Below are 19,024 nucleotides of genomic sequence, written 5' to 3' on the forward strand. Positions count from 1 at the left end.
CGCGCCGCCGCACCAGGGCGCCCCGGCCCCATCCGCCGGGGCGCCCGGAAGGGAACCCCCTTGTCCTCCCGCACTCCTGACGACGCCGCACCTCCCGCCCTCCCCACGCCGTCGCCCCGCTCCTCGGTACCGGCCCTGATCGCCGACCGGGCCGAGCGCGCTCCGCAGGCACTCGCGGTGACCGACGGGTCCACCGCCCTGACGTACGGCCAACTCGTCACCTCCGCAGGCCGGTTGGCCGCCGAGCTGACCCGCCGCGGGATCGGCCCCGGCAGCGCCGTCGGCCTGCTCGCCGCCCGCTCCACCCGGCTGGTGGTGGCCCAGCTGGCCGTCTGGTGGGCCGGCGCCCACAGCGTGCCGCTGGACCCGGCGTACCCGCGCCCGCGCACCGCCGAGATGATCGCCGACTCCGGGGTATCCCTGGTGCTCGGCGACAAGGCGCTGCTCGCCGAGGCCCGGCTGACCGCCGCCCAGGCGCTGGAGCTGTCCGAGGAGGGTCTCCTCGCCGAGGGTCCGGCCACTCCTCCGGCCGCCACCGGCCCGGACGAGGTCGCGATGGTGTTCTACACCTCCGGCTCCACCGGCCGCCCCAAGGGCGTCCTGGTGCCGCACCGCGCCGTCACCGACCTGGTGACCGCCGCCGACGGCATCGCGCTCGGCCCCGGGCACCGCGTGCTGTTCCACTCCCCGCTCACCTTCGACGCCTCCACCTTCGAGCTCTGGGCCCCGCTGGCCCGGGGCGCGGCCGTCGCGGTCTCCCCCGCCGACCGGCCCACCGGGGAGGAACTCGCCCAGGACGTCGAGCGGTTCGGCGTCACCCACGCCTTCCTCACCACCGCGCTCTTCCACCACCTGGCCGCCCGCCGGTCCCGGCTCTTCGGCGTCCTGCGTACGCTGGTCACCGGTGGCGAGACGCTCTCCCCCGAGCACGCCGGATCCGTCCTGCGGGCCTTCCCCTGGCTGGAGTTGGTGAACGCCTACGGGCCCACCGAGGCCACCACCTTCACCACCCTGCACCGCGTCTCGCCCGCCGACTGCTCCGGCCCCGTCCCGATCGGCCGCCCCTTCGGCGGCGCCACCGTCACCGTGCTGGACGACCACCGGCAGCCCGTCCCGCCGGGCGGTCAGGGCGAGTTGTGGATCGGCGGCGCCCGCACCGCGCTCGGCTACCTCGGGCAGGCCGAGCTCACCGCCGACCGCTTCCGCGACCTGCCGGGCCTCGGCCGGGCGTACCGCAGCGGGGACCTGGTCAGCCAACGCCCGGACGGTGCACTGGACTTCCACGGGCGCGCCGACCAGCAGGTCAAGGTGCGCGGCTTCCGGATCGAGCCCGGAGAGACCGAGCACGCCCTCGTCCAGCTCCCCGAGGTCGCCGAGGCCGCCGTCGTGGTCCGGGGCGCGGGGCGCGAGGACGCCGCCCTCACCGCGTACGTGGTCCCCGCCGAGGGCCACCGTCCGGTGGGCGAGGCGCTGCGCGCCCGGCTGGCCGAACGGCTGCCGGCCCACCTGGTGCCGACCGCCTGGACGGTGCTCGACCGGCTGCCACTGACCGGCAGCGGCAAGGTCGACCGCCGGGCGCTGGCCGAGGACGCCGCTCCGGCGGCGACCGCGCAGGCTCCTTCCGACCTGACACTGACCCCCATCGAACAGGCCGTGGCCGAGGCCTGGTCGCGGGCGCTCGACCGCCCGGTCACCGACCCGGCCGCCGACTTCCTGGCCGAGGGCGGCCACTCCCTGCTCGCCCTCTGGGTGGTCGACGACCTGCGCGAGGACCTGGGCGTCGAGCTCACCCTGGCGGAGTTCTTCGCCCATCCCACCGTGGGCCGTCAGGCCGCCCTGGTAGAACGGGCCCTGCTCGCCGCGACCGCCCCCGCCACCCCAGCCACCTCCGCCGCTCCCACCGCTTCCACCGCTTCCACCGAGGAGGGCCGATGACCGACACCGACCTGAGCACCCGTCAGGCCGAACTGCTCCGGCGCGCCCGATCCGGCGGCAGCCGCACCGCCCGCCGCACCGCCTCCGGCCCGGACCTGCGCCCGGGGCCGGACGGCCCCGCACCGCTCTCGCACGCCCAGCACCGCATGTGGCTGATGGACCGGCTCGGGCAGGGCGGCGCCCGCTACCACGTGCCGGTGGCGGCCCGGCTGCGCGGCCCGCTCGACACCGAGGCACTGGGCATCGCACTGACCGCCCTCACCGAACGGCACGCCGTCCTGCGCACCCGCTACGTCCAGCCGCCCGGCGACGGGGAGACGGAGCCCTACCAGGAGGTGCTGCCGACCGCGCCCGTCCCCGTCGAGGTCCGCGCGGCCGAGGCCTCGCCCGCGCTCCTGAGGGCCGAGGCCTCCCGCCCCTTCGACCTCGCGACCGGGCCGGTGCTGCGCGCCCTGGTCCTGCGGCACGGGCCCGAGGACCACACCCTCCTCCTGACGGTGCACCACATCGCCGTCGACGGCTCCAGCCTGCCGCTACTCACCGCCGACCTGGCCGCCCTGTACACCGCCGCACGCACCGGAACGCCCGCCGATCTTCCCGAACTCCCGCTCCGGTACGCCGACTTCGCCCGCTGGGAGCGGGCCCGCGACCCGGAGTTCGCCGCCGTGGCCGAGACCGTCGCGGCACGGCTGGCCGGGGCCCGTCCGCTGCCACTGCTGCGGCCGGTGCCCGGCGGTCCGCGCGCCGGCACCGCCGCGCTGCACAGCGCGCCGCTCGGCCCGGGGACCCTCGACGGGCTGCGCCGCCTGGCCACCGGACACGGCGCCACCCTCTACACGGTGGTGCTCGCCGCCGCGCTGGCCACCCTGCACCGCGCCACCGGCGAGCGGGACCTCACCGTCGGCCTCGCCAGCGGCCACCGCGCCCGCCCCGAACTGCGCCGCCTCGTCGGCCTCGGCGTCAACACCCCGGCCGTCCGCACCGATCTGGGCGGCGACCCGGAGTTCACCGAGGCGCTCGACCGGGTCCGCACCGCACTGCTGGACGCGCAGCACCACCACGACCTGCCCTTCGACCTGGTGGTGGAGCGGCTGGGCCCCGAGGCCCGCGGCGCGGACGGCGGCGCCCTGCTCAACGTCACCTGCGACCTGGTCCAGCCGGTCGCCCCCCTGCGGCTGCCGGGGCTCGCCGCCGAGGCCGTCCACGTCGAGCTCGGTCTGGCCAAGTTCGGCCTCGGACTGCTGGTCGAGGACGGGCCCGAGCCGCGCTGCCTGGTCCAGCACGACACCGACGCCCTGGACCGGGCCACCGGCGAGCGGCTGCTCACCGCCTTCGCGGCGGTGCTGGAGGCGGTGGCCGCCGACCCCGCCCGCCGGCTCGGCGCACTCCCCGGCGGGCCGCTCACCACGCCGCCTCCCACCCCGCCTCCCGCACCGGCTCAACATCCAGCGGTGGCAGTGCTGTTGGCCGATCCCTGGATCACCGACGCCGCCGTGGTCACCGCCGACGGCCTGCCCACCCTCGCGTACGTCACCGTGCGCGGCCCGCTGGCCCCGAGCGGCGGCGCGCTGCGCCTCGAAATGCGGCGGCGCCGACGCCTGACGCCCGCCCAGACCCCGGCCACCGTCACGGTGGTGGACGCCCTGCCGCGCACCGCCGACGGCGCGCTGGACCTCGCCCGGCTCCCGGGCACGGAGGCCCACCTCACCCCTCCGGCCGCCCCGGCCCCGGCAGCCGGGCCGCTGGACGCGGTCCGCACCGCCTTCGGCGAGCTGCTCGGCAGCCGCCCCGACCCCGACGCGGACTTCTTCGTGCTCGGCGGCCACTCCCTCCTCGCCGTCCAGCTCGCCGAGCGCCTGCGCGGCCGCACCGGCCTTCCGCTCACCGGCCTGGACGTCCTCGAACGGCGCACCCCGCTCGCGCTCAGCGCCCTGCTCGCCGAGCGCGAGCAGGAGCGCCGCGCCCTCGCCGCCCGGACCACCGGACCGCGGACCACGGCCACCCGCGCGGGGACGGTCCTGCTCACCGGCGCCACCGGGGGCGTCGGCGCCGCCGTCCTCCAGGAACTGCTGGCCCAGGGGCGGCCGGTGCGCGCCCTGGCCCGGCCGGAGTCCGCCCACCTGGTCGCCCTGGACGGCGTCCAGGTCGCCGAGGGCGACCTCACCGACCCGGACAGCCTGCGCCGCGCGGTCGAGGGGGTGGACGCGGTGATCCACGCCGCCTGCACCTTCACCGACCACGAGACCGACCTCGCCGCCATGCGGGCCCTGCTGGACGGCTGGGCCGGCGGCGGCTTCGTCTTCGTCAGCAGCACCGACGCGTACGGCCGCCCCACCTCCACCGAGGTAGCCGAGGGCGCCCCCGCCACCGAGCCGGTCACCCCGTACGGGCGGGCCAAACTCACCTGCGAGCAGCTGCTGTTGGACCGTTCCTCGGGCAGCCGCACCGGCACCGTGGTCCGGCCGCCCATCGTCTGGGGGCCGCAGCGGCGCCTGTGCGACCAGCTCCGCTGGGGCTCCACCGGCGAGCTCTACCAGGCTGCCCTGGCCGGCCGCCCCCTGGTGCTCCCCGCCCCCGGCACCGGCGGCCACGCCTGGCACGGCGCCTCCTGGGTGCACTCCGCCGCCCTGGCCCGCGCCGTGGTCGCCTGCGCGTCCGGCACCGCCCCCGGACGGATCGTCAACGCCGTGACCGGCCACGTCTCCTGGGCCGACTTCGGCGCCGAACTGATCCGCCTCCTCGACTCCTCCTCCAGCATCACCCTCACCGACACCCCCGACCCGGAACTCCTCCGCCCCTGGCACTACGGCGCCGAAGCCCTGACCGACCTCCTCCGCCCCGAACCGGGCGAGGACTGGCGCACCGTCCTGGCCGCCATGACCCGCTGACCCGCCGCCCGGGCCCCGCACCTCCCGAAAAGAGGTACGGGGCCGCGCCGGCACTGCCCCCGAACCCGAACCGGCCCGCCACGGAACCCCGGAGGGGTTCTGGGCGTCCGTCCTTTCCGCTAACGCGATGCGGAGGGGGCACAGTGGAACGGGTGGGCGACGAGGTGCGGGCGGGCGGGGCTCCCGGGCGGTTCCGGGTCGGGCTGCTGACGGGGGTCCTCTACCTCGAGATCATGCTGTACGTGCTGGCCTTCGGACTCTGGAGCGTCATCGAGTTCCTCGGTCCGTACGGACTGCGGGACACCTGGGGTCTCTACCCCTACGTGTGCGCGAGCCTGCTCTGGGTCTTCTGGCTGGTGTGGGCCGGGATCGACGACGCGGCGCTGGAGCGCGGGTCGGTCCGGCGGCTGGCCTGGACGGTGGTGGCGGTGCCACTGGCGGTGCTCTGGCCCCTGCAGGCCGGGCTGATGGCGGGGCTCCACCTGCGGCGGTACGACGGGCGGCGCCGCGCCGCCGTCGCGCTCGGCGGCGCGGCGCTGCTGCTCGCCGGCACGCCCTGGGGCGCCCTCGCCGTGGGCGCCGAGCTGCCCTGGCGGCGCTCCGATCCCTCGCCCTCCGCCGTCCTCGGGGAGTGGCACGGCAGCCGGGGCGAGCTCCTGGAGGTGCGGGCCGACGGCACGTTCACCGAAACCTTCCAGGACCCGAAGCCGGGCGATCCGGCCTCCCTGACCGGCAGGTGGGAGCTGACGTTCCACCAGGGCAGCGGCAACCAGCGGCTCCACCTCGGCGTCGGCACCAGCGCCGGCACCAGGGGGTACCTCGACCTCGAGGTCTACGGAGCCCTGACGCCCGCCTCGCTCTGGACCGTCTTCGGGGACGCCGTGGTCTTCGAGCGGTGACCCCGGGCGTGACGGGCCTTCGGGGCGCCCCGGGAGGCCCTCCGAGGCACTGGGGGGCGCGCGGAGTGCAGCGAGGTCAAGGTCACACCCCCGCCATCTGATGATCGTCGGCTAACGGGCATTAACCTTCGGCTATGACGGTCCTGCCCCAAGGGCTCCCTCTGGCCGCCGAGTTCCCGGAGACTTCCCGCGAGCGGTGGCAACACCTGGTCGAAGGCGTCCTGCGCAAGTCCGGCGCGGACGTCTCCGGAGCACAGGCGGAGGAGGCGCTCTCCACCGAGCTTCAGGACGGACTCCGAGTCCGTCCGCTGTACACCGCCGAGGACGGCGCGGCCGCCGCCGAGGCCGCCGGCCATCCGGGTTTCGCCCCGTTCGTCCGGGCCGGACGGCCGCAGGGTACGGCGGTGTCCGGCTGGGACGTGCGCCAGCGGCACGCCGAGCCCGACCCCGCCAAGGCCAACGAGGCGGTGCTCGCCGACCTCGAGAACGGGGTGACCTCGCTCTGGCTGGAGCTGGGTGCCACCGGGCTGCCGGTGGAGGGGCTGGCGCGGGCCCTGGACGGCGTGTACCTCGACCTGGCCGGGGTGACCCTGGACGCCGGGGCCGAATTCGGCGCGGCGGCCGAGCAGTTCCTCCGCGTCCTCCAAGAACGCGGCGTCCCGGCCGCGGCCGCCACCGGCAACCTCGGGGCGGACCCGCTGGGCCTGCTGGCCCGCACCGGCCGGGACGTCGACACCGACGCGCAGCTGACGGAGGCCGCCGCACTGGCGGCCCGCTGCGAGGCGGAGTACCCCGGGCTGCGCGCCCTGGTGGTGGACGCCCTGCCGTACCACGAGGCCGGGGCCTCCCCCGCCCAGGAGCTGGGCTGTTCGCTGGCGACCGGTGTCGCCTACCTGCGGGCGCTCACCGAGGCCGGCCTCGACGTCGACGCCGCCTGCGGGCAGCTGGAGTTCCGCTACGCGGCGGACGCCGACCAGTTCCTATCCATCGCCAAGTTCCGCGCCGCGCGCCGTCTCTGGTCCCGCGTCACCCAGGTCTCCGGCGCGGCCGCGCACACCGCGCAGCGCCAGCACGCCGTGACCTCGGCCGTGATGATGACCGAGCGGGACCCGTGGGTGAACATGCTGCGCACCACCGTGGCCTGCCTGGCCGCCGGGGTCGGCGGCGCGGACGCGGTCAGCGTGCTGCCGTTCGACAGCGCGGTGGGCCGCCCGGACGCGTTCGCGCGGCGGATCGCCCGCAACACCCAGTCCGTGCTGCTGGAGGAGTCCCACCTGGCCCGGGTGATCGACCCGGCCGGCGGCTCCTGGTACGTGGAGCAGCTGACGGAGGAGCTGGCGCGCAGCGCCTGGGCGTGGTTCCAGGAGATCGAGCGGGCCGGCGGCCTGCGGGCCGCGCTGGCCGACGGCACCGTCGGCGAGCGGATCGCCGCGACCTGGGCGGAGCGTCAGGTGGCGCTGGCCAAGCGGCGGCAACCGGTCACCGGCGTCAGCGAGTTCCCCAACCTCGGCGAGCAGCCCCTGGTGCGCGAGCCGCTGCCCGCCCCCGCCGGCGGGGGCCTTCCCCGGGTCCGCCTGGCGGGTGCCTATGAGGCCCTGCGGACCCGGTCGGACGCGCACCTGGCGGCGACCGGGGCCCGGCCCCGGCTGGCGCTGGCCGCGCTCGGCCCGGCCGCCGCGCACACCGCGCGGCTGACCTTCGCGGCCAACCTGTTCCAGGCCGGCGGCATCGAGACGGTGACCGTCACGGGTGACGACGTCGCGGGCGCGGACGTGGTCTGCCTCTGCTCCAGCGACAAGGTGTACGCGGAGCGGGCCGTCGAGGTGGCCGGCGCGCTGAAGGCGGCCGGGGCCCGGCGGGTGCTGCTGGCCGGCCGTCCCGGCGAGCTGGGCGAGGCCCTGCGCGCGGCCGGGGTGGACGAGTTCGTGTACGCGGGCGGCGACGCCGTCGCCCTGCTGACCTCGCTGCTGGACGACCTCATCGGCGGGTCCGAGGAAGAGAACGGAGCGGACCGGTGATCCCTGACTTCACGGAGATCGGCCTCGACCAGGAGGCGGCCCCGGCGGCCCCGACCGACGCCCAGTGGCGGGAGGCCTGGCGGGAGGCGACCGGCAAGGACGTCGAGGAGCAGCTCTGGGAGACCCCGGAGGGCATCGGCGTCAAGCCGCTCTACACCGCCGCCGACCTGGAGGGCCTGGACTTCCTGGGCACCTACCCGGGCGCGGCCCCGTACCTGCGCGGCCCGTACCCCACGATGTACGTGAACCAGCCGTGGACGGTGCGCCAGTACGCCGGGTTCTCCACCGCCGAGGAGTCCAACGCCTTCTACCGGCGGAACCTGGCGGCGGGTCAGAAGGGCCTGTCGGTCGCCTTCGACCTGCCGACCCACCGCGGCTACGACAGCGACCACCCCCGGGTGACCGGTGACGTCGGCATGGCGGGCGTGGCCATCGACTCCATCTACGACATGCGCCAGCTGTTCGACGGCATCCCGCTGGACAGGATGTCCGTGTCGATGACGATGAACGGCGCGGTGCTGCCCGTGCTGGCGCTGTACATCGTGGCGGCCGAGGAGCAGGGGGTGCCGCCCGAGAAGCTGGCGGGGACCATCCAGAACGACATCCTCAAGGAGTTCATGGTCCGCAACACCTACATCTACCCGCCGCAGCCCTCGATGCGGATCATCTCGGACATCTTCGCGTACACCTCGCAGAAGATGCCCCGGTACAACTCGATCTCCATCTCGGGCTACCACATCCAGGAGGCCGGGGCCACGGCCGACCTGGAGCTGGCGTACACCCTGGCCGACGGCGTGGAGTACCTGCGCGCCGGGCTGGAGGCGGGGCTGGACGTGGACGCCTTCGCGCCGCGCCTGTCGTTCTTCTGGGCGATCGGGATGAACTTCTTCATGGAGGTCGCCAAGCTGCGCGCGGCCCGGCTGCTCTGGGCCAAGCTGGTGAAGCAGTTCGACCCGAAGAACCCCAAGTCCCTGTCGCTGCGCACCCATTCGCAGACCTCGGGCTGGTCGCTGACCGCCCAGGACGTGTTCAACAACGTGACCCGCACCTGCGTGGAGGCGATGGCCGCGACCCAGGGGCACACCCAGTCGCTGCACACCAACGCCCTGGACGAGGCGCTGGCGCTGCCGACCGACTTCTCGGCCCGGATCGCCCGCAACACCCAGCTGATGCTCCAGCAGGAGTCCGGCACCACCCGGGTGATCGACCCCTGGGGCGGCAGCGCGTACGTCGAGCGGCTGACCCACGACCTGGCCGCGCGCGCCTGGCAGCACATCCAGGAGGTGGAGGCGGCCGGCGGGATGGCGAAGGCGATCGACGCGGGCATCCCCAAGCTCCGGGTGGAGGAGGCCGCCGCCCGCACCCAGGCGCGGATCGACTCCGGCCGCCAGCCGGTGATCGGGGTCAACAAGTACCGGGTCGCGGCGGACGAGCAGATCGAGGTGCTCAAGGTCGACAACTCGGCGGTGCGGGCCCAGCAGATCGAGAAGCTGCGCCGGCTGCGGGCCGAGCGGGACGAGGCGGCCTGCCAGGCCGCACTCGCCGCGCTGACCGCCTCGGCGCGCGAAGGCGCCCGCGCGGGCGGCGGGCTGGAGGGGAACCTGCTCGCCCTGGCGGTGGACGCGGCCCGGGCGATGGCCACGGTCGGCGAGATCTCGGACGCCCTGGAGGCGGTGTACGGGCGCCACTCGGGCCAGATCCGTACCATCTCCGGTGTGTACCGGGACGAGGCAGGACAGTCGGGCTCCGTGGACCGCACCCGCGAGCTGGTGGAGCGGTTCGAGACGGCGGAGGGACGGCGGCCGCGCATCCTGGTCGCCAAGATGGGCCAGGACGGCCACGACCGCGGCCAGAAGGTGATCGCGACCGCCTTCGCCGACCTGGGCTTCACGGTGGACGTCGGCCCGCTCTTCCAGACCCCGGCCGAGGTGGCCCGGCAGGCGGTGGAGGCGGACGTGCACATCGTCGGCGTCTCCTCGCTGGCGGCCGGTCACCTCACCCTGGTGCCCGCGCTGAAGGCCGAACTGGCCGAGGCGGGGCGGGAGGACATCACCATCGTGGTCGGCGGCGTCATCCCGCCGCAGGACTTCGAGGCGCTGTACGAGGCGGGTGCCGCCGCGGTCTTCCCGCCCGGCACGGTGATCCCGGAGGCCGCGTACGACCTGCTGACCAAGCTGGCCGACGAGCTCGGACTCGAACTGTGACCGCTCGCGGGGCGGTCGGAGGAGCCTGACCCGATGGCCCGGACGATCGACATCGAGCAGTACGCCGCCGGGGTCCGTGACGGCTCGCGCGCCTTCATCGCGCGGGCCATCACCCTGGTGGAGTCCATCCGGCCCGACCACCGGGTGCTGGCCCAGCAGTTGCTCGCCGAGCTGCTCCCGTCGAGCGGCAAGGCGGTGCGGATCGGCATCACCGGCGTGCCGGGCGTCGGCAAGTCCACCTTCATCGAGGCGCTGGGCACCATGCTCACCGGCCGCGGGCACCGGGTCGCGGTGCTCGCGGTCGACCCGACCTCCAGCCGCACCGGCGGCTCGGTGCTCGGGGACAAGACCCGGATGGAGCGCCTGGCGGTCGACCCGAACGCCTTCGTCCGCCCCTCCCCCACCTCCGGCACGCTCGGCGGGGTGGCCAAGGCCACCCGGGAGAGCATGGTGGTGATGGAGGCCGCCGGGTACGACGTGGTGCTGGTGGAGACGGTGGGCGTCGGCCAGTCCGAGACCACGGTGGCCAGCATGGTGGACACCTTCCTGCTGCTCACCCTGGCCCGCACCGGGGACCAGCTCCAGGGCATCAAGAAGGGCGTGCTGGAGCTGGCCGACCTGGTCGCGGTGAACAAGGCGGACGGCCCGCACGAGGTCGACGCCAAGGCCGCCGCCCGTGAACTCGCGGGCGCCCTGCGGCTGTTGCAGGCCCCGGACGCGGTCTGGAACCCGCCCGTGCTGACCTGCAGCGGGCGCGACGGCACCGGGCTGGACGTGCTCTGGGAGCGGATCGAGCAGCACCGCACCACCCTGGACGCGGTCGGCGCGCTGGCCGCCCGCCGGCGGGACCAGCAGGTCGCCTGGACCTGGTCGATGGTCCACGACCAGCTGCTGGCCCAGCTGCACGACCACCCGGCGGTGCGCGCGCTCACCCCCGGGCTGGAGCAGCGGGTGCGGGACGGAACGCTCACCGCCACCACCGCCGCCGACCGGATCATGGCCGCATTCCGCCCCCCGTCGGAAGCGGCGGATATCTGACACAACCAGGTTCGATCGCAAGGGAACTGACGGAGAATCATCTGATTCTCCGTCAGTTCCCTTTTCTGTCAGCACCCGTCGGGCATACCGGGCAATCGGTTCCGATCGGACCTAGGGCGCTAAATGATCATGGCGCCACCAATGGGAACGAACGGCCCGCCCGGCGGCTCCCGAGCCGTTGATCGTTGCCGGATCGAGACCGTGATCCCCCGAACCCCCTCCGCCGCCGTGAGAGGTTGTCCCGGCTCTGACGAGCTGATGATCATCATTGACGACTCCAACGGGGAGAGGTCTTGTCAAAGAAATCCAGTACGCATCCCGTTTTCCCGGGCCGGATATCCGCACCACCCCGGCTACGGCGCACCGCCGCTGCGGCCGCACTCGCCCTTCTGCTGGAAATCGGTATGGCGGGCGCGCTCGCGCCGGCCGCCCTGGCCGCTCCGAAGCCGAGCGCCAAGCCCACCGCGAAGCCCGCCGAGCAGCCAAGTGCCTCGGTGAACGAGGCTCCTGACGAGGCGTCAGCGCTGCTGGCGGCCCGGCTGAACAAGCGCCGCATCGAGGTGACCGGCGCCCGCACCGCCAACACCACCCTGTGGGCCAACCCCGAGGGGACCCTCACCCAGGACATCGCCAGCGGCCCGGTCCGGATGAAGTCCGGCGGGGCCTGGGTCCCGGTCGACACCACGCTGGTGGAGCGCCCGGACGGCAAGGTCGCGCCCAAGGCGCACCCGGAGAGCCTGGAGTTCGCCGGTGGCGACGCCGCCGTGAAGAGCGGCGACGCGCTGCCCGGTGCCGCCTCAGCGGCCCCGTCGGAGTCGGCCCGGGCCGCGGGTGCCCAGGCCGACGGACGTGGCAAGGGCGAGCAGCCCGCCGAGCGCGGCCTGGTGAAGGTCGGCAACGGCGCCCGGCAGGTCGAGCTGGGCTGGCTGGGCAAGCTGCCCAAGCCCAAGCTGTCCGGCAGCAAGGCCACCTACGTCAACGCCCGCCCGGGCGTGGACCTGGTGCTGGAGGCCACCCGGACCGGCTTCGAGCAGTACCTGATCGTCAAGGACCGTTCGGCGGTCTCGCAGGCCGGCACCCTCACCCTGCCGGTGGACACCACCGGCTACACCGTCGAGCGCAAGCCCGACGGCGGCCTGGAGCTCGTCGCCACCGCGGCCGACAAGGCACCCATCCGGATTCCGGCACCGGTGATGTGGGACGACGCCCTGGACGAGAAGTCCGGCGAGCACCTGCACCGCGGCCCGGTCTCGATGGAGCTGCGCGGCCAGGGCAAGGACGCCGAGCTGGTGTTCACCCCGGACGCGGCGTACCTGGCCGACCCGAAGACCCGGTTCCCCGTCACGGTCGACCCGGTGGTGGAGCTCGGCACCACCTTCGACACCTTCGTGCAGACCAACTTCGGCACCGACCAGTCCTCCTCGACGGAGCTGAAGGTCGGCAGCTACGACGGCGGATCCTCGATCGCCCGCTCCTTCGTGCAGTTCCCGATCTCCAGCTTCAAGGGGAAGCAGGTGCTGGGGGCCACCCTCAGCCTCTACAACTTCCACTCGTTCTCCTGCAGCGCCCGGGAGTGGGAGGTCTGGAACACCAACGACGCCTCCACCTCGACCCGGTGGAACTCGCAGCCGCAGTGGGGCCGGGAGTACGCGTACTCCTTCGAGACCCGCGACGTGGACACCGGCACCGACAGCCACCAGTGCACCAACTCCGACGGCACCGGCTGGGTCAACGCCAACATCACCCAGCTCGCCGCGGACTGGGCCGGCAACGGCAACAACTACGGCACGCTGGGCCTGAAGGCCGACAACGAGTCGGACTCCTACGCCTGGAAGAAGTTCTCCTCCACCGAGGGCGGCGCGGTCCCGCACATCGCGGTGACGTACAACTCCGTCCCGCCGACGCCGAGTTCGGTCGACGTTCTGCCGTCGGTCCCGGGCAACCCGGCCTACACCAGCTCCACCACGCCGATGTTCCAGGTCCTCGCGGCCGACGCCGACGGCGGCACCGTGGGCGTCAACATCGACCTCTGGAAGGGCTCCACCTTCGTCAACGGCATCTACCGGTCGGTCCCGGCCGGCAGCTACCTCCAGGTGCGGCCCTCGGACCTGAGCGTCCCCGCGCTGGACGAGGGCGGGAGCTACTCGGTCTGGGCCCGGATCAGCGACGCCAACTCCCAGTCCGGCTGGGTCGGCACCTCCTTCGTGGTCGACACCGTCAAGCCCGGTGCGCCCATCGTCACCTCGCCGACCTACCCGGCCGACGGCCTGTGGCACGGCGGGGCCGGACAGGCGGGCCAGTTCACCTTCACCCCGCCGGCGAACACCACCGACTTGATCGGGTTCGTCCACTCCCTGGACGGCGGGGCACCGGTGACGGTCGCCGCCACCCAGACCGTCACCACCTCCATCACCCCGGCCACCGACGGCAAGCACACCCTGGTCGTGCAGGCCAAGGACCGTGCGGGGAACCTCTCCGACGCCACCACCTTCGCCTTCCAGGTGGGCCGCGCCGGTCTGACCTCGCCGGCCGACGGCAGCCAGTCCGCCAAGCGCGTGAAGCTCTCGGTGGACGCGCAGGCCGACCTCAAGCGGGTGGTCTACCAGTACCGCCGCGGCCCGGGCGCCACCGAGTACAACGTGCCGCTCACCAACCTCACCAAGGCGGACAACACCCCGGTCACCGACCCCAAGCCGCGCCTGGCCGACCTCGGCACGCACGCCAACTGGACGGTGGTCGACACCCTCGGCAACGTCGGCGGCGTGGTCCAGGTCCGCGCCCTGATGTTCCCCGAGGACGGCTCCGGCGCCGGTACCGCCACCGGCTGGAACACCATGACGGTGGACCAGAACGCCGACGGCGCCGCCGGCGTCACGGTGGGCCCCGGCTCGGTCAACCTGCTCACCGGTGACTACACCTTCGACGCCACGGACGCCAACGAGAGCGGGATGGCGGTCAAGCGCACCTTCTCCTCGCGCGGTCTCGGTCGCGGTTGGCAGGCCCAGGGCGAGCGGCTGACGGCCAATCAGCGTCAGGTCTCCACCGACACCACCGGCTTCACCGCCGGCCAGGCCACCATCGAGCGGTCCACGGTGCGCGGCCACGACAACTCCACCGACTCCCTGCGGGTCGTCCCGGCCGCCGGCGGCTGGGACTCCTTCGCCGCGCTCGGCCCGGAGTACACGCTCGGCCAGGGCATGCAGCCCGGCAAGACCTACCGGCTGAGCGCCTGGATCTACGTCCCCTCGGCCACCGGTCTGGACACCAGCGCGCTGCCCAACCGCGGCCTGAAGATCGTCGGTGTCTACAAGAGCGGTGGCACCTACGGCGAGACGGCCTCCTCGAAGGCCTCGTTCACCGACGGCTGGCAGCAGCTGACGCTGGACATGGTCGTGCCCAAGGACGCCACCGAGGCGTGGTTCCGCCTCTACAACGGCAACGTCGGCGGCAGCGGGAAGGAGGTCTTCTTCGACGACATCTCGCTGAAGGAGATCGTCGCCCCGTTCGGCCCGCAGTGGGCCGGCGGCCCCGACTCGGGCACCGGCTCCGACTACCGCTCGCTCTCCCTCCCCTCCTCCGACCTCGTCCAGATCAAGCGCGCGGACGACTCCTCGCTGACCTTCGCCAAGGCCAATGACGGCAGCTTCTTCGCCGAGCCGGGTGCGGAGTCCTTGAGCCTGAAGGCGTCCACCGCCACCTCGGGCCCGCTGGTCACCTCCTTCGGGCAGTGCCTGGAGGTGCCGAACGGCGCTCCGGGCAACGGCGTGAACCCGCAGTACGCGCCCTGCACCGGTGCGCCCAACCAGCAGTGGACCTACGGGGACGACCTGTCCCTGAAGGTGATGGGCTACTGCCTGGACAACCCGTGGGGCGCCACCGCCGACAACACCCGGATGGTGCTGTGGTCCTGCGGTTCGGGCAGCCCGAACCAGCAGTGGCGCCTGCAGGCCAACAAGTCGCTGGTCAACGGCCAGTCCGGCAAGTGCCTCGACGCCAACCTCGGCGGCACCATCTGGACCTGCTGGGGCGGCTCCTGGCAGCTCTGGGACGTCCAGACCAACGGCACCGTCTACACCCTGACCGACCTGGACGGCTCCACCACGGTCTTCACCCGCCAGCCCGGCTCCGACGTCCACCAGGTGGCCAGCGAGACCGGTCCCGCGAACGCCTCCACCACCCAGTACCTGTACGACGTCACCGACGGCCGCGCGCTCCCCAAGCGCGTGATCGCTCCCGTCGAGCCCGGGGTCGACGACCTCAACCACTGCACCGTCACCCCGCTGCCGCGCGGCTGCGACGTGCTCGACTACGACTACGCGACCAGCACCACGGCCGTGGCCGGCACCCCCGGCGACTACACCGACCGGGTCCGCTCGGTGAAGTCCTGGTCCTGGAACCCGACCACCTCCCAGCAGGAGGCCGTCGAGGTCGCGCACTACCTCTACGACGACAAGGGCCGGCTGGCACAGGTCTGGGACCCGCGCCTGGCGACCCCGCTCAAGACCACCTACACCTACGACAGTTCGGGCCGGGCCACCCAGCTCGCGCCCGCCGGTGAGCTGCCCTGGTCCTTCGACTACGGGCCGGCCGGCTCCGACCAGGACCCGGGCCACCTGCTGAAGGTCCGTCGGAACTCGCTGGTGCCCGGCTCCAAGAGCCAGGTCAGCGGTGAGATCGCCACCAAGCTGGTCTACTCCGTGCCGCTGACCCGGGCCGCCGGCGGTCCGTACGACATGGCCGGTGCCGACGTCGCCCAGTGGGGCCAGACCGACGCGCCGACCGACGCGACGGCCGTCTTCGGCCCCGAGGACACCTCCACCACCCACACCGCCTCCTCCACCGTCCCCGGGAAGGACGGGTACAAGGCGGCCAACGTCCGTTACCTCAACGCCTCGGGTGACGAGGTGAACGCCGCGACCCCGTCCGTCGCCGTCAAGGGGGACATCAACACCACCGAGCACGACCGCTTCGGGCACACGGTCCGCACGCTGGACGCCACCAACCGCTCGATCGCGCTCGGCACCCACCCCGACACGGCGAAGTTCGTCAGCGAGCTCGGCCTGCCGGCCTCCTCGGCCGACCGGGCGCGACTGCTCGACTCCCGCACCACGTACACCGCCGACGGTCTGGACGTCGTCGAGACGCTCGGCCCGGTGCGCCGGGTGGCGCTGTCCGAGGCGCTGGCGGGGCAGACGAACCCGGTCACCGTCACCTCGGAGGCGGAGACGCTGCCCCAGCTGGGTGCCAACTACCCGCTGAAGATGGACGCCGACTGCTGCGGCCTGACCTGGTCGGGCGGTGCGCAGCTGAGTCTGCGCGGCACCGCGGCCGGCGCCGAGGACACCGTGCGGGTGAGCGTGCCCGAGGAGGGCGACTACGTCCTCAGCGGGCAGCTCACGAAGTACAACGACCACGGCATCGTGCAGCTGTCGATCGACGGCACCAACCTCGGCTCGCCGATCGACGAGTACTCCGCGACGCCGGCGGTGGCGCCGTTCACCACCGGTGCGCCGATCCACCTGACCCGCGGTGACCACTCGCTCAAGATGCTGGTGACCGGCACCAACGCCGCCTCCACCGGCGAGCGCTTCCACGCCGGGTTCGACACCTTCACCCTGACCAAGACCACCGTCAACCCGACCCTCCCGGTGGGCACTTCGGTGCTCGCCCGGGACCACACCACCAACACCTACGACGAGGGCAAGCCCGACGGCCGGGCCTACCACCTGGTCACGACCGCCGGCACCGGCGTCCGGATCGACGGCTACGCCACCGACGCCGACCTGCGGGTCACCCGGAACGGCTACGACACCCCGCTCGGCGGCACCGCCGGCTGGACCCTGAAGAAGCCGACGAGCGTCACCCTCGACGCGACCGGGGCCGCGCTCACCACCACGACCCGCTTCGACGACAAGGGCCGGGCCGAGGAGCTGCGCGTCCCCGGCACCGGACAGGCGGCCGAGGCCAGCACCGTGAAGTCGGTCCACTGGACCGCCGGCACGAACGCCGCGGACGCGGCCTGCGGCGGCCGTCCCGAGTGGGCGGGCCTGCTCTGCACCAGCGGCCCGGGCGCCGCGATCACCGGGGCGGACTCGGCGCGGATGCCGACCACCCTCCCGGTCAAGCGGATCACCCGGTACTCGCGCTTCGGCAACCCCGAGGAGATCACCGAGACCAACGCCGGCAAGACCCGCACCACCACGACCGTCCGCGACGCGGCCGAGCGGCAGCTCTCGGTCGAGATCACCGGCGGCGAGGGCCAGGCGGTCCCGAAGACCGTCACGGAGTACGACCCCGCCACCGGCGCCGTGGTGAAGACCACGGCCGGCGGCAAGTCCGTCGTCCGGGTGGTCGACCAGCTGGGCCGGGAGATCTCGTACACGGACGGCGAGGGTGCCACCACCACGAGCCAGTACGACGCCTACGGCAAGCCGGTGAAGGTCACCGACCCGTCGGGCTCGGTCACCCTCACCTACGACCGGGTCAAGGAGCCCCGGGGGATGGTCACTTCGGTGACCGACAGCGTGGCGGGCGAGTTCACCGCCACCTACGGTCCGGACGGCCAGCTGGTGGAGCAGTCCTACCCGGGCGGCATCGTCCGCAAGGACGTCCGCAACGCCTCCGGCGAGACCACCGGCCGTACCTACACCCGTAGTTCGGACGGCGCCGTGGTCTGGTCGCAGAGCCGCGAGGTCACCACCCGGGGGCAGGTCACCAAGGACACCGACTCCACCTCGGTGAAGTCCTACGCCTACGACCGCCTCGGCCGGCTGACCAAGGCCGAGCAGACCACCGGCAACGCCGGTTGCACCACCCGTGGTTACAGCTACGACGTGCACTACAACCGGACCGCCAAGTCCACCTCGCCCGCCGCCGCCAACGGTGGCTGCAGCACGGCCGCCCCGGTCACCGAGAACCACACCTACGACAGCGCGGACCGGATCACCGACGCCGGTTACCGGTACGACGCCTTCGGCCGGACCACCCGGACCGCTAGCGGCACCCTCAACGGCTTCTGGACCAACGACCTGGTCGCCTCCCAGGAGACCGCCGACACCCGTCAGGTGCTCACCCTCGACCCGGCGGGCCGGCTCGCCGGCTCCACGGTCAGCAAGAAGCAGGGGGACGGCAGTTGGGCCACCACCGCGTCCCGGCTCAACCACTACGGCGCCGGTGACGACGAGCCCCGCTGGATCGTCGAGGACACCACCACCGGTGCCTGGACCCGCAACGCCTCCGGCCCGGACGGCGACCTCGCCGCCACCATCACCAGCACCGGAGCCGTCCGGCTCCAGCTGACCGACCTGTTCGGCAGCGTGGTGGTGGCCACCGATCCGGCGCTGACCGCTCCGCAGGTGCTCTCCTTCGACGAGTTCGGCGTCGCGGCGGCCGGGCAGGCCGAGGCCCGCTACGGCTGGCTCGGCGGGAAGCAGCGGTCCTCCCAGGCCCTGGACGGCAACGTCCTGATGGGCGTCCGCCTCTACGACACGGTCAACGGCCGCTTCCTCTCCGTCGACCCGGTCTACGGCGGCAACTCCAACTCCTACGACTACGTCAGTGGTGACCCGCTGGGCCGCTACGACCTCGACGGCCGGATGGACTGGGGGTACTGGGACCCGAAGCAGTTCGCCAAGAACGCGGCGAGCAAGCTCAAGAGCAAGGCCAAGTCCACCTACCGGGACGCCAGGAACTGGGTCTCGGACAGCAAGGTCGGGCGCATGAGCCGCAACCCGAACGTCCGGCACTGGTTCTACGGGATCCGCACCATCACCGCGGTCATCAACCCGGTCCGCAAGGCCAAGTGGGCCTTCGGGATCCTGCGGAACCCGGCCCAGTCCTGGGCCACCTGCACGGCGACCCTGTTCAGCCTCTGGGGCTGCGCGAAGACCTTCAGCGGGATTCCGGAGGCCATCTACTGGGGCAAGAAGTACTACGACAACTACAGCTACGTCCAGGACTACAACTCGTCCTTGACCGAGAGCCAGAAGGACAGCGTGTGCCGCCGCTACACCGGGTACCGGGGCGACTGGTGCACCGGCTGA

7 protein-coding genes are annotated in these 19,024 nt (G+C 73.4%); all 7 read left to right on the top strand.

Translation table 11 applies throughout. From position 1 onward, the window contains the following. The first annotated feature begins 60 nt into the window (after nt 1–60). The 7 genes from ACWEPF_RS03120 to ACWEPF_RS03150 all read left to right on the top strand — a co-directional run bounded on the left by ACWEPF_RS03120 (nt 61) and on the right by ACWEPF_RS03150 (nt 19,024). Nucleotides 61–1,935 (top strand): amino acid adenylation domain-containing protein, encoded by a 1,875-nt coding sequence (locus tag ACWEPF_RS03120; protein ID WP_452171169.1) that lies wholly within the window; start codon nt 61–63, stop codon nt 1,933–1,935. Next, nucleotides 1,932–4,823 (top strand): condensation domain-containing protein, encoded by a 2,892-nt coding sequence (locus ACWEPF_RS03125; protein WP_452171170.1) that lies wholly within the window; start codon nt 1,932–1,934, stop codon nt 4,821–4,823. Before ACWEPF_RS03120 ends, ACWEPF_RS03125 begins: the two co-directional genes overlap by 4 nt. Nucleotides 4,824–4,975: 152 nt before the next feature. After that, complete coding sequence (locus ACWEPF_RS03130; RefSeq protein WP_452171171.1) at nt 4,976–5,722, top strand: hypothetical protein; 747 nt, start codon at nt 4,976–4,978, stop codon at nt 5,720–5,722. A 134-nt stretch (nt 5,723–5,856) separates the two neighbouring features. Continuing rightward, complete coding sequence (locus tag ACWEPF_RS03135; protein WP_452171172.1) at nt 5,857–7,740, top strand: methylmalonyl-CoA mutase family protein; 1,884 nt, start codon at nt 5,857–5,859, stop codon at nt 7,738–7,740. Beyond that, on the top strand, nt 7,740–9,944 hold the full coding sequence (gene scpA / locus ACWEPF_RS03140; protein ID WP_345287974.1) for a methylmalonyl-CoA mutase: 2,205 nt from the start codon (nt 7,740–7,742) through the stop codon (nt 9,942–9,944). Before ACWEPF_RS03135 ends, scpA begins: the two co-directional genes overlap by 1 nt. A 33-nt stretch (nt 9,945–9,977) precedes the next feature. Further along, nucleotides 9,978–10,982, top strand: coding sequence for a methylmalonyl Co-A mutase-associated GTPase MeaB (gene meaB, locus ACWEPF_RS03145; RefSeq protein ID WP_452171173.1), 1,005 nt, complete (start codon nt 9,978–9,980; stop codon nt 10,980–10,982). 404 nt (nt 10,983–11,386) lie between these two features. Then, entirely contained in the window at nt 11,387–19,024 is a 7,638-nt protein-coding gene (locus ACWEPF_RS03150; RefSeq protein ID WP_452171174.1) for a DNRLRE domain-containing protein, read from the top strand.

Source organism: Kitasatospora sp. NPDC004289 (genome assembly GCF_053602875.1).